Source organism: Solimonas aquatica (assembly GCF_900111015.1).
Classification (GTDB): Bacteria; Pseudomonadota; Gammaproteobacteria; order Nevskiales; family Nevskiaceae; genus Solimonas; species Solimonas aquatica.
Genome location: NZ_FOFS01000001.1, coordinates 569,305 through 582,571, shown reverse-complemented (window position 1 = coordinate 582,571; position 13,267 = coordinate 569,305). Strand labels below are relative to the sequence as shown.

The 13,267-nt window shown below is 65.7% G+C and carries 7 protein-coding genes; all 7 read left to right on the top strand.

From position 1 onward, the window contains the following. Positions 1-304 precede the first annotated feature (304 nt). The gene (locus tag BMY12_RS20770; protein WP_177188805.1) at positions 305-2,848 is read left to right on the top strand and encodes a methyl-accepting chemotaxis protein; all 2,544 of its coding nucleotides are present in this window, start codon (positions 305-307) and stop codon (positions 2,846-2,848) included. Positions 2,849-2,975: 127 nt separating this feature from the next. Next, on the top strand, positions 2,976-4,472 hold the full coding sequence (locus BMY12_RS02535) for a methyl-accepting chemotaxis protein (RefSeq protein ID WP_093281511.1): 1,497 nt from the start codon (positions 2,976-2,978) through the stop codon (positions 4,470-4,472). Between the two features lie 507 nt (positions 4,473-4,979). Further along, positions 4,980-5,816, top strand: coding sequence for a transporter (locus BMY12_RS02530; protein WP_093281509.1), 837 nt, complete (start codon positions 4,980-4,982; stop codon positions 5,814-5,816). Between the two features lie 24 nt (positions 5,817-5,840). Next, a complete protein-coding gene (locus tag BMY12_RS20765) occupies positions 5,841-8,570 on the top strand; it encodes a methyl-accepting chemotaxis protein (protein WP_281242389.1) in 2,730 nt (909 codons plus the stop codon). 249 nt (positions 8,571-8,819) lie between these two features. After that, positions 8,820-11,042: a methyl-accepting chemotaxis protein gene (locus BMY12_RS20760; protein WP_093281507.1), complete on the top strand. Its 2,223-nt coding sequence runs from the start codon at positions 8,820-8,822 to the stop codon at positions 11,040-11,042. A 177-nt stretch (positions 11,043-11,219) separates the two neighbouring features. Beyond that, positions 11,220-11,675 (top strand): cache domain-containing protein, encoded by a 456-nt coding sequence (locus tag BMY12_RS02515; RefSeq protein ID WP_218140031.1) that lies wholly within the window; start codon positions 11,220-11,222, stop codon positions 11,673-11,675. Between the two features lie 33 nt (positions 11,676-11,708). Further along, positions 11,709-13,267: Tar ligand binding domain-containing protein (locus BMY12_RS20595; RefSeq protein ID WP_245732325.1), on the top strand; the 1,559-nt coding region annotated here is incomplete at its 3' end.

Sequence of the window (13,267 nt, the reverse complement as noted above, 5' to 3'; positions counted from 1 at the left end):
CCCGCCGCTTTTTTATGTCCGGGGCCGTCGGACGGCGCGCATGGAGGATGCGGTCCGGGCCCGCTGCACTGTGATGGCATTCACAAGCGGCCCTTGGGCCTGGAACAAGGGGCTGCCGCTGGTGTGGCGGTCCGTGCCGGTTATCCCGTGAAGCCACGACAGCTCGCGGTTTTCCCGCAGATTGCCCGAGTGGGAATGCGTGGCGGTCGGCTGTGAGTCAGTGCGCGGGGTTGAGTACGCATTCGCATGGCCGTATCGGCAAGGAGCGCCGTGCGAGGAATCACTGCCGCCCGAGGGGTTGTTCATGTCTTCGATCTATTCGTTCATATCGCGCCGGCTCTCCGGCTATCGCCTGTGGCAGAAGATCGCCGCGGCGCTGGCGTTGTTCGTGCTCGCGGTGAGTCCGCTGCTGATCGATTACTGCCTGGTGGTATTCCAAGGCATTAGCTTCGCCTCGCAGGAGCGCGAGGGTCTGCGCATGACGCGTCAGCTCTTGCCGCTGGCGGTGGCCAACGAGCGCGCGCGGCTGGGGGGTGAGGGCCCGTCTGCTGCCGAGATCGAGGCCGCCAGCCGGATGCAGAAGCAGACTGCCGGCACCCTGCAGACCCAGGCGCTCTGGCAGGCCTTGCTGCCCAGGCTGCAGCAGCATCAGGATCTGGCCGAGCCGCTGCAGGCCCTGCTCGGCAAGGTTTCGGACGCCTCCAACCTCACCCTGGATCCGGAGCTGGACAGTTACTACCTGATGGACAGCCTGCTCTGGAAGCTGCCGCTATTGCTGCAGATGCAGGGCCAGGCGCTGAGTGAACAGGGCGAAACCGCCTTGCTGGCCCGCCACGATGCCTTGCAGACGCTCGACGCGCTGCAGGCCAATTTCGAAGGCCTGAGCCAGCGCGATGCGCAGCTGGCGCAGAGCCTCAAGCCCGCACTGGCGCTGCTGGCGCAGGCGCGCAAGCTGCTGCAAGACTCGGCGACGGCACCCGCCGACCGCGAGGCGGGCAGGGCCTTGCTGCCGGCCTATGCGCAGCTGGCCACCACGCTGGGCGATGCCCTGGACGGCGCCCTGCGCCATCGCCGCGCGCTCGCCTGGTGGCGCTGGCTGGCGATGAGCGTTTTTGCGCTGCTCAGCTTCGCGGCCGCCGGCTGGCTGCTGATGATCGTCAGCAGATCGCTCAGTGAAAATCTGGAGGTGGTGCGTCGCGCCGCGCAGAGCATCTCGCTCGGCGAGCTGGATGAGCGCATCGAGGTGCAGGGACGCGATGAGGGCGCGCAGATTCTGACGGCGCTGGAACGGATGCGGCAGACCATGATCGAGCGTCTGCAGCGGGAACGCAGCGAAGCCGAGCAGCGCCAGGCGCGCGAGCAGCAGGTGCAGGCGGTCGAGAAGCAGGCCGCAGCTGAAAACCGGCGCATCCGCACCGCGCTCGATGGCGTGGCCGGCAGCGTGATGATCGCCGACGCCAACCGCCGCATCATCTACGCCAACCGTTCACTGCTGGCGATGCTGGCGCAGGCGCAGAGCGATATCCGCCAGAGCCTGCCGCAGTTCGATGCCGAGCAGCTGCTGGGCAGCGATATCGATCTGTTCCATGCCCATGCCGGCGAGATCGCGACGCGACTGGAGCATATGCGCGAACCGCTGCGCACGCAGATCGAACTGGGCCGGCATATCTTCGCGATCACCGTCTCGCCCATCTTCGACGAGACCGGCGAACGTCTGGGCACCGCCGTGGAATGGCAGGACCGCAGCGCCGAGGTCAATGCCGAGCGTGAGGTCGGCAGCATCGTGCAGGCGGCAGCCCAAGGTGAGTTCCGGCAAAGGATCGGACTGCAGGGCAAGACCGGTTTCTTTGCCATGCTCGCCAGCAATCTCAATCAGCTGCTGGAAACCAGCGAGCAGGGCCTCAATGAAATGGGACGCGTGCTCGCGGCGCTGGCCCAGGGCGATCTGACGCAGCGCGTGCAGGGCCGGTTCAAGGGCATTTTCGGCAAGCTGCAGCAGGACACCAACAGCAGCTGCGAACAGCTGGCGCAGATCGTCGCGCAGATTCAGGCGAGCACGCAGACCATCGAGACCGCCTCGCGCGAGATCGCCGCCGGCAACAGCGATCTGTCGGCGCGCACCGAACAGCAGGCCGCGAGCCTGGAAGAGACCGCCTCGTCGATGGAGGAGCTGACCTCGACGGTGAAGCAGAACGCCGACAACGCGCAGCAGGCCAAGCAGCTGGCCCTGAATGCCTCGCAGGTGGCGGTGAAGGGCGGCACGGTGGTGGCCGATGTGGTGCACACCATGAACGCCATCGAGGCTTCCAGCCGCAAGATCGCCGACATCATCGGCGTGATCGACGGCATCTCCTTCCAGACCAACATCCTGGCGCTCAACGCCGCGGTGGAAGCCGCGCGTGCCGGCGAGCAGGGTCGCGGCTTTGCGGTGGTGGCCTCGGAAGTGCGCAGCCTGGCGCAGCGCGCGGCGGCCGCGGCCAAGGAGATCAAGCAGCTGATTGAGGAGTCGGTGGCCAAGGTCGGCGCCGGCGGCCGGCTGGTGAGCCAGGCCGGACAGACCATGGGCGAGGTGGTCGGCAGCATCCAGCGCGTCAACGATCTGGTGGCGCAGATCAGCGCCGCGTCGCAGGAACAGAGCCTGGGTATCGAGCAGGTCAATCAGGCGGTGGCGCAGATGGATCAGGGCACCCAGCAGAACGCCGCCATGGTGGAAGAGGCCACCGCCGCCGCGCAGGCCCTGGCGATGCAGGCGGCTGAACTGAGCGAGGCGGTGGCGCGCTTTCGCCTGCCCGAAACCCCGCAGCAGGATGCCGACGAGCAGGTCGCCGTCGAGGTCTGCGCGGCTTGAATCCGGCAGCCGGTCGGCGCACCGTATGTGCGCTCGGGGCTGGCCGTTGATCCGACCGGCGGTCACGCGCAGCGCGATGCGGTCGATGATGATGGAATAAATATCGGCGTCGAGTGGGGAGAGCGATATGAGTCTGGATCCCAATGCAGTGATTGTCAGAGCCTTTGACAGCATGGAGAGCATGGTGCGCATTGCGGCCCATGACGGCACCGTGCTGTTCGCCAATCAGGCGCTGCTGCGTATGCTCAAGCAGGTGGAACCGGACATCCGGCAGTTCAATCCCAGTTTCCGCGTCGAGAACTTCGTCGGCGGCAGCATCGGCGCGATCTACGCCGACGCCGAGGGCGCGGTGCGGCGCATGCAGGCTGCGCAAGGCTTCCAGCGTTCACGCGCCGATTTTCTCGGCCGCAAGATCGACTTCATCTACAACCCTTTCTATGGGCCGGACGGCGAAAACCTCGGCACCATCGCCCTGTGGCAGGACGTCACCGAGCAGGTGCGGCTGGAGCAGGACGTCAGCGAAGTCCTGCACAGTGCCGTGGACGGCGAGTTCGACAAGCGCATCGATCTGAGTGGGCATACGGGTTTTGTGGCGCAGGTCGGTGGCCGGATCAATGATCTGCTGCAGGTCTGCGAAAGCGGTCTGGAGCAGGTGGCCGGGATGCTGGGCGCGCTGGCGCAGGGTGATCTGACGCAGCGCATGGACGGCGACTTCAAGGGCACCTTCGCCAAGCTGCGCGACGACGCCAACAGCACCTGTGAGCAGCTCGCCGAGATGGTGGGCCAGATCCAGCAGGCCAGCGAGGCGATCAACACCGCCGCCGGCGAGATCGCCTCCGGCAACACCGATCTGTCGCAGCGCACCGAGCAGCAGGCGGCCAGCCTGGAGGAAACCGCCTCCTCGATGGAAGAGCTGACCGCCACGGTCAAGCAGAATGCCGACAACGCGCGGCAGGCCAATCAGCTGGCCGCCGGCGCCTCCGAGGTGGCGAGCAAGGGCGGCAAGGTGGTGGGCGAGGTGGTGAGCACCATGGCGGCGATTCATTCTTCCAGCAAGAAGGTCGTCGACATCATCGGCGTGATTGATGGCATCGCCTTCCAGACCAATATCCTGGCGCTCAATGCCGCAGTGGAAGCCGCGCGTGCCGGTGAACAGGGTCGCGGTTTCGCCGTGGTGGCTTCGGAGGTGCGCAATCTCGCGCAGCGCAGCGCGGCCGCCGCCAAGGAAATCAAGAATCTGATCGGCGACTCGGTGCAGAAGGTCGGCGCCGGCAGCAAGCTGGTGGAGCAGGCCGGCCGCACCATGGAAGAGATCGTGGCCAGCGTCAAACGCGTCACCGATATCATGGCCGAAATCAGCGCTGCCTCTCAGGAGCAGAGCGCCGGCATCGAACAGGTCAACAAGGCCATCACACAGATGGACGAGGTGACGCAGCAGAATGCGGCCCTGGTGGAAGAGGCTTCGGCTTCGGCGCATGCCATGGAAGAGCAGGCCGCCGCGCTGCTCGGTGCGGCAGGTCGCTTCCATCTGCGCCGGTCAAACGAATCACGCTCGCGCAACGCCGGCCGGGCGGCGAGCCCCGCGCCACGGGACCGCGCGCAGTCCACCCGCAGCAGTGTCTGAGCATCGATACGGGGTTCAAGGCGTGACCAGGCGCCCGTAGCAGCCCCGTTGCCTGAGCTTTTCCCCGAGGCCCGCCCGCGATGGCGGGCCTTTTTTCGTGCGTGCATCGGTCCGGCGCAGTGGCGGCAGGTGCTGTTTGCGCGCCGGGCAGGGCCGGCTTCTGAGCCGTGCTCCTGATGAGGCGAAAACGGTGATCACGCTGAAACCCAGGTCAATGCAAAGGATTTCAGTGATCGGGCATCAGTGATCGCGCAGTGTGATGTGGCTCTCATTAACCGATCGTACGGTTGTTCGTCCATGCCGTCTGGTGGCTGTGCCGGGCCGATTGTCGCGTCGCAGCTGATCTTGCACTGCGGCAAGCCGCAATCTTCAGAAGCTGTCGCGGTAATGGACATTTCTGAACGTGTCCTCCCATTCAAAACCTGCATTGCCGTTTCGTTTTTTGTGTGACGGGTTTTGGCGGTGGCGATCAAAACCATTCATCGGGAATGAAGTGGGAGTGAGGCTATGAAGCGTGATGCAGTGGCGGAGCTGGTTTGGGAGGAGAAGCGGTATCCCTGTGGACTCGTGCTGTTGCTGGCGGGCGCGGCTTTGCTGGCCTGCGCTCGGGGCCATGCAGACGGGCTCGATGCGATCAGCACCGACCGGCCCGATACGGTGGAGTCCAGCCTCACCGTGGGCAGGCATCGCCTGCAGCTGGAAACCAGCGTGGCGTATGAACACGATGCCCAGGACGGCGAGAGCAGCGACACCTGGTCGGCGCCCACCTTGCTGCGCTACGGCGTGAGCGACAGCTGGGAGCTGCGCATCGAAACCGACGGTCCCCTGCACGAGCGCCTGGATCGCGCTGCCGGTGAGACCAATGCTTCCGGCATGGGCGACCTGGCCCTGGGCCTCAAGCACCATCTGCGCGACCGCGAGGACAGCCAGTGGTCGCGCGCCCTGCTGCTGCATCTGGATCTGCCCAGCGGCGATGGACACTGGAAAGGCCACAAGCATCGTCCCTCGCTGCGTTATGTCGCCGAACACGATCTGGGTGAGAACGCAGGCTTCGGAATCATGCCGGGTCTGGTCTACAACACCGATGACAGCCGCGACTACTACCTGTCGGCGCTGCTGGCCGCCACGGTGGGCTACAGCTTTTCGGAGCAGTGGCGGGGTTTCGTCGAACTGGCAAGCACCGAACTGGGCGCCGGGCATCATGCCGACACCCAGAACACCTTCGATGGCGGTCTGGCCTGGATCCCCAGGCCCGATCTGCAGTTCGACGTCGTTTTCAATCTGGGGCTCAGCGAGTCTGCGCCCGATCTGATGCTCGGCACCGGTGTCTCGGTGCGCTGGTAACCATCAAGAAAAGGTCTGTTCCCCATGAAACTCAAACACTGTCTGTTCCTGTTCGGCGCCGTGGCGGTTGTGGCGGCCCTGTTCACCGGCATCATCGGTGCCGTCAGTCAGCGCATCACCCGCGATGCCCTGGACACCCAGACCACTGCGACCGAGGCGGTTCGCGCGCAGATGGAAGTGGACATGATGCACGACGCCCTGCGCGGCGATGTGCTGGACATGCTGCGGCATCGCGGCGAGCGTGATGTCCAGGCCCTGGCCGCGGCACGCAGCGGCCTGGATGAACACGTCAAGATCATGCGTGAGGCTTATGCGCAGCTGATACGTCTGCCGCTGGAGCCGCAGGTGGCGGCCCTGGTGCGGGCCGACCAGCCTCTGGTCGAGCAGTATGTGCAGGCGGGCCTGAACATGGGCGAACTGCTGCAGCATGATCCGGCGGCGGCGCGTGCCCAGCTTGCCGGCTTCATGAAGAACTTCGATGACATGGAGGGCACGCTCGACAAGCTCGGCGACGAAATCCAGACCGGCATGCTGAATCTGGCGCAGGCCAAGAACAAGCGCTCCGACCGCATGTTCATGCTGCAGATGGCCTTGCAGGTGCTGACCGCACTGGGCGTGTGGGTGCTGGCCTATCGCCTGTCGCGTCACGTGATGCGCCAGCTGGGCGCCGATCCCGCCGAGGCGCAGCAGCTGTCCAAGGAAGTCTCGGCCGGCAATCTGGATTTTCAGCTGCAGATCGAAGCGCCGCACCCCAAGAGTCTGATGGCTGCGCTGCTGGAGATGCAGAAGCAGCTGCGTCAGCGCGCCGACAAGGCCCGCGAGTATGAGGGCCGCATGGAGGCGATCAGCCGCGCGCAGGCGATCATCGAATTCGATCTCGATGGTACGGTGTTCCATGCCAACGAGAACTTCCTGAAGGTCATGGGCTATACCCTCGAAGAGATCAAGGGCAAGCACCATCGCATGTTCGTCGATCCGGTGTATGCCGCCAGCCCGGAGTATCAGCGCTTCTGGGAGAAGCTGGGTCGCGGCGAATACGAAGCCGCACAGTACCAGCGTCTGGCCAAGAACGGCAGACAGGTCTGGCTGGAGGCTTCCTACAATCCCCTGCTGGGCGCCAGCGGCAAGCCGGTGCGCGTGACCAAGTACGCCACCGATGTCACCGAGCGCCGCCGCATCGCCGACGAGAACCTGCGCGTGCGCACGGCCCTGGACAGCGTCGCCGGCAATGTGATGATCGCCGACAAGGAGCGCCGCATCGTCTACATGAACAAGGCCGTGGCCGCGATGATGAGCGCGGCCGAGGCCGATATCCGCAAGCAGCTGCCCGGCTTCGATGCGCGCCATCTTCTGGGTGAGAGCATCGATCACTTCCATCGCAATCCCGAGCACCAGGCACGCATGCTGGCCACGCTCAATGATGTGTATCGCACGCAGATCGAAGTGGGCGGACGCACCTTCTCGCTGACCGCCTCGCCGATTTTCAACGAGAGCGGCGAACGCATCGCCTCGGCCGTGGAATGGATCGATCGCACGAGCGAAGTCGCGGTGGAGCGGGAAGTGGGTGAGGTGGTGGAAGCGGCGGCTGGTGGCGATTTCAAGCGCCGCGTGGCGATGAGCGGCAAGGAAGGCTTCTACGCGCTGCTGGCTTCGAGCATCAACCGCTTGCTGGAGACCAGCGAGAAAGGACTCGAAGAAGTGGCGCGGGTGCTGGCGGCGCTGGCGCATGGTGATCTGACCCAGCGCATCGACGGCGAATTCGGCGGCACCTTCGGCAAGCTCAAGGATGACGCCAACTCGTCCTGCCAGCAGCTCGCCGAGATCGTCTCGCAGATCCAGCAGGCCACCGACGCCATCAACACCGCTGCCAAGGAGATTGCCTCCGGCAACCAGGACCTGTCGGCGCGCACCGAGCAGCAGGCGGCGAGCCTGGAGGAAACCGCGTCCTCGATGGAGGAACTGACCTCGACGGTGAGGCAGAACGCCGAGAACGCACGCCAGGCCAATCAGCTGGCGGCCGGCGCCTCCGATGTCGCCCGCAAGGGCGGCGAGGTGGTGGGCGAGGTGGTCAGCACCATGGGCGCGATTCAGGAGTCGAGCCGCAAGATCGCCGATATCATCGGCGTGATCGACGGCATCGCCTTCCAGACCAATATCCTGGCGCTGAACGCCGCGGTGGAAGCCGCGCGCGCCGGTGAGCAGGGCCGTGGCTTCGCGGTGGTGGCCTCGGAGGTGCGCAGCCTGGCGCAGCGCAGCGCCGCGGCCGCCAAGGAGATCAAGACCCTGATCGGCGACTCCGTGCAGAAGGTCGATGGCGGCAGCCGGCTGGTGGAGCAGGCCGGCCAGACCATGGCCGAGATCGTCAACAGCGTCAAACGCGTGACCGACATCATGGCCGAGATCAGCGCCGCTTCGCAGGAACAGAGTCAGGGCATCGAGCAGGTGAACCAGACCATCGCGCAGATGGACGAAGTCACGCAGCAGAACGCGGCACTGGTGGAAGAGGCCTCGGCGGCGGCGCGTTCGCTGGAGGGGCAGGCCGATCAGCTCAGCGGTTCGGTCAGCCGCTTCCGTCTGGATCGCACGCAGTCCCGCCAGCCGGCGGCCCTTGTGGCCGGCGTGCAGCCAGCCGCGCCGCCGCCGGCGGCGCCCGCAAAACAGGCGGCGCCCAAGGCGCCGCCGGGCGCCAAGCCGGCAAAGCTTTGTCGGGTCAAAAGCGTCTCCGGCAGCGAGGAGCAGTGGGCGGAGTTCTGAGGGCTGGGCAGGCCCCGGCTCGGCCTGCGCCGGGGGCTTGGCGGCATCGCCGGTGCCGCTGGCGTGGCGGTGATGATGGCCGCTCAGCGGGCCGGGTCGTGCCGGCCATCGCCGCAAATTGCAGGAAATCGCGGGCGCGGCCGACAGCGTGGTGAAGAACACGGTTGTGATCTCCTGTTGCGCCCGCTGTGGGGCGGGCAGGGGCACATGCGTCCGCCGCCATTACCTTGCTCCGCACCAAGCCCCGGCATGAAAACCCTGAACAATCTCCCCATTGCCCGCAAGCTGCAGCTGCTCCTGGTCCTCAGCTGCCTGATCAGTATCGGCCTCGGTGGCTTCGCGCTGTATCGCGGCCAGGCCCAGAACCGCAATCTGCAGGAAGTGCAGAGCGACTGGATGCCTTCGGTGCAGGCCTTGCTCGGACTCAAGGCCTCGCTGTTCGAGTTCCGCATGCAGGAAATCCAGTACGTGCGGGCCGCCACCGAGAGCGAAATCAAGGACTACGAAAAGCGCATGAGCAAGTCCGGGGCCGAGCTCGAAGAGACCCTGAAGACCTATCTGCCCCTGGTGACCGCAGGCGAGGAGCAGAAGCTGGCGCAGCAGATGCAGGACGCCTTGCGGGCCTATCTGGACGGCCATCGCCACTTCATGGACCTGATGCAGCAGGGACAGCGGGAGGAGGCCGAAGAGTTTCTCGATGGCGATCTGCGGACGATGCGTCGTGACACCGGCAACGCGATCATGGCCGATGTCGAGTTCAACAAGAAGAATCTCGAAGCGATGGTGGTGAATTCCAACACCGCCTACCATCGCACCGTGCTGCTGATCGTGCTGGGCCTGGGGGCGACGACCCTGCTGATTCTGGTGCTGGGCTCGATGATCGCACGCTCCATCCGCGAACCCCTGGGCCGTGCGGTGGCGGTGGCCGATGCCATTGCCGCCGGCCGTCTGGAAATGCCGCCGGAATCGCAGGCTCAGGACGAGACCGGGCAGCTGCTCGGTGCGATGCGGCGCATGGTGAAGGTGTTGCAGGACTTCTCGGCCGCACAGCGGCAGATGGCGCAGGCACATGATCGCGGCGAGCTGGATCACCGCCTCGACGCCGAGGCTTATCCCGGCGCCTACGGTCAGATCGCCGCCGAGCTCAATGAGCTGGTGGCGGGTCATATCGCGGTCAAGCGCAAGGCCATGGCCTGCATCGCCGAATTCGGCAAGGGCAACTTCGATGCGCCCCTGGAACGCTTTCCGGGCCAGAAGGCTTTCATCAACGAAACCGTCGAACGCGTGCGCAGCAATCTGCGCGGCGTCAACGAACAGATCATGGCGCTGGTGGAAGCCGCCAGCCACGGCGAGCTGTCACAGCGCGGTGATGCCCATCGCTTCGAGTACGGCTTCCGCGACATGGTGCAGGGCGTCAACCGCACCCTGGATGCGATCGTGGCGCCGGTCGCCGAGGTCTCCCAGGTGCTGGCGGCATTGGCCCAGGGTGATCTGGCGCGGCGCATGGAAGGCGAGTTCAAGGGCGCTTTCGCGCAGCTGCAGGCCGACACCAATGCCACCTGCCAGCAGCTCGCCGAAATCGTCGCGCGGATCCAGCAGGCCAGCGAGGCAATCAACACCGCCGCCAAGGAAATCGCTTCCGGCAACCAGGATCTGTCCGGGCGCACCGAGCAGCAGGCCGCGAACCTGGAGGAAACCGCGTCCTCGATGGAGGAGCTGACCTCGACGGTGAAGCAGAACGCCGAGAACGCACGCCAGGCCAATCAGCTGGCGGCCGGCGCCTCCGATGTCGCGCGCAAGGGCGGCGAGGTGGTGAGCGAGGTGGTCTGCACCATGAACGGGATTCAGGCCTCGAGCCGCAAGATCGCCGATATCATCGGCGTGATCGATGACATCGCCTTCCAGACCAACATCCTGGCGCTCAACGCCGCGGTGGAAGCGGCGCGCGCCGGTGAACAGGGTCGCGGTTTCGCGGTAGTGGCTTCGGAGGTGCGCAGCCTGGCGCAGCGCAGCGCGACGGCGGCCAAGGAGATCAAGACCCTGATCCACGATTCGGTGGAGAAGGTCAATGGCGGCAGCCGGCAGGTGGAAGAGGCCGGCCGCACCATGGAAGAGATCGTCAACAGCGTCAAGCGCGTGACCGACATCATGGCCGAGATCAGCGCCGCCTCGCAGGAGCAGAGCCAGGGTATCGAGCAGGTCAATCAGACCGTGACCCAGATGGACGAGGTCACGCAGCAGAACGCCGCGCTGGTGGAAGAAGCCACCGCTTCGGCGCGCTCGCTGGAACAGCAGGCCGGCGGTCTGGTGGAGGCGGTCTCGCACTTCCGCAGCCATGGCCGGACGCGTCCGGAAACGCAGCCTGCGGATCGTGCAGTGGCGGCAGTTGCGGCCCCGGCGGCTGGCCGGCGTCAGGCTGCGGCCACGGTGCACGCCGGGCAGGGCCAGGACGGGCTCTGGGACGAGTTCTGAGCTGCCTCCTGCGTGCCGGCGCCGCCCGGAGGCCCTCGGCCGCCGGTTATCGCAAGCGGCCCTGAGTTTTGGTCGGGGCGGTCGCAAGCTATGAACAAGAGGCCTCTTCTCGCGCAGGCCAGAAATTGCGCAGCGCTCCTTCTTTCCACTCCCCCCGATCTGCTTCGGAGACTTGTCGTGAAAAACACCGTTCGTATTGCTTTCGTTCTGCTGAGCCTGCTGGGCGGCGCCAGCGTGCAGGCCGAGGACTTCGCCACCGCCAAGGATGCCGAGGCGATTGTCGGCAAGGCCGCCAAGGCCCTGGCTGCCGATCATGAGGGCACCCTCAAGCAGGTCACCGGCAAGGACGCCAAGTGGGTGCATGGCGATCTCTACGTGGTGGTCTACGACCTCTCCGGCAAGTGCCTGGCGCACGGCCAGAACGAGAAGCAGGTCGGCAAGGATCTGATCGACCTGGCCGATGCCGACGGCAAGGAATTCATCAAGGAACGCATGCAGCTGGCGCAGGCCAAGGGCAAGTTCTGGCAGGACTACAAGTTCACCGATCCGGTCACCAAGAAGGTGCTGCCGAAATCGGCGTATTGCGAGCTGGCTGGCAAGGATGTGGTCTGCGCAGGCATCTACAAGCGCTGAGCCTGATTCCGAAGCGCGACGCGGGAGGCGTCGATGAACAGCAAGCCGAATGTTGTGCAGGGTGTCCAGGGCGCCGGCATGAGCCTGCGTCTGCGCATGCTGCTGTCGCCGGCGGTGGCGGTGGCCCTGATGCTGGTGCTGGGCATTCTCTCGGCCTTGAGTCTGGAGCAGCAGCGCCGCGATCTGGAGGAAATCAGCCAGCAGGAAGTGCTGCAGATGACGGCACTCGAAGAGAGCCGTACGTCGCTGGTGCAGGCCAATGCCGCCGCCTACAAGCTGATTGCCTGGATCGGCCAGTATGAAGGCGCTGGCCTGGCTACCGCCTTGAAAGGACTCAACACCAGCATCGACCAGGCCGACGTCCAGCTCAAGCAGTATGCGCCGGCCGATACGCAGGCCGCGCTGCGCGAGGACATTGCCAAGTACCGCAAGCGCATCAACCAGGCCGTGGACATGGCGGAGTCCGACGTCGCCAGCGGCGCCGGCATGATGCAGTCGGCGGACAAGCTGTTCACCGGCATCGATCAGCGTGTCGCGCAGATCGTGAAGCTGCAGCAGGACAGGGTGCAGTTGCGTGTGGCGCAGGCCGAGTCCGCGGCGCGCACGGCGATCATCGCCTCCGTCCTGCTGGGGCTGCTGGCGGTGGTCGGCTCGACGGTGCTGGCGCTGCGCACCGCGCGCACGGTGATGCGCCAGATCGGCGGCGAGCCCGCGTATGTGGCTCAGATGGTGTCGCGTGTTGCGGCCGGCGATCTGTCGCAGGAGATCGCGGTGCAGTCCGGCGACCATGCCAGTGTGCTGGCCGCCATCAAGAGCATGATTGGCGTACTGCGCCGCTTCTCCGATGCGCAGCGCGAGATGGCCCGGCAGCATGAGCTGGGTGATCTGGATCACCGCATCGACGCCGCCGCCTTCGAAGGCGTTTACGGCGAGATCGCCCGCCAGCTCAATGAACTGGTGAGCTCGCATATCGCCGTCACCCTGCGTCTGGCGGAAGTGGCCAAGCGCTACGCGGTGGGCGATCTGTCGCAGGACATGGAGCGCCTGCCCGGCAAGAAGGCCGCGCTCACCGAGGCGATGGACACCTCCAAGCGCAATCTGCAAGGCATCAATGCCCAGGTGAAGACGCTGCTGGAAGCCGCGGCACGCGGTGACTTTGCGGTGCGCGGCGATGCGCAGCGTTTCCAGTTCGAATTCCGGGGCATGGTCGAAGACCTGAACCGGCTGATGGAGATCAACGACGGCAGCCTGCATGAGCTTGAAGAGATGCTGCAGGCGATGGCCGATGGCAATCTGGGCTATCGCATCGAGCAGCCTCTGCAGGGCGCCTATGCGCGCATGAAGGACAGTGCCAATGCGGCGGCCGAGCAGCTGGCCGGCATCGTGGGTGATATCCAGCGGGCCAGCGAGGCGATCAGCACCGCCGCCAAGGAAATCGCCACCGGCAACCAGGATCTGTCGGTGCGCACCGAGCAGCAGGCTGCGAGTCTGGAACAGACCGCGTCCTCGATGGAGGAGCTGACCTCGACGGTGAAGCAGAACGCCGAGAACGCACGCCAGGCCAATCAGCTGGCCGCAGGCGCCTCCGGCGT

Coding starts and splice junctions, on each gene's coding strand:
- BMY12_RS20765 (WP_281242389.1), top strand. CDS start 5,841: ATGAAACTCAAACACTGTCTGTTCCTGTTCGGCGCCGTGGCGGTTGTG.
- BMY12_RS02530 (WP_093281509.1), top strand. CDS start 4,980: ATGAAGCGTGATGCAGTGGCGGAGCTGGTTTGGGAGGAGAAGCGGTAT.
- BMY12_RS20760 (WP_093281507.1), top strand. CDS start 8,820: ATGAAAACCCTGAACAATCTCCCCATTGCCCGCAAGCTGCAGCTGCTC.
- BMY12_RS02535 (WP_093281511.1), top strand. CDS start 2,976: ATGAGTCTGGATCCCAATGCAGTGATTGTCAGAGCCTTTGACAGCATG.
- BMY12_RS20770 (WP_177188805.1), top strand. CDS start 305: ATGTCTTCGATCTATTCGTTCATATCGCGCCGGCTCTCCGGCTATCGC.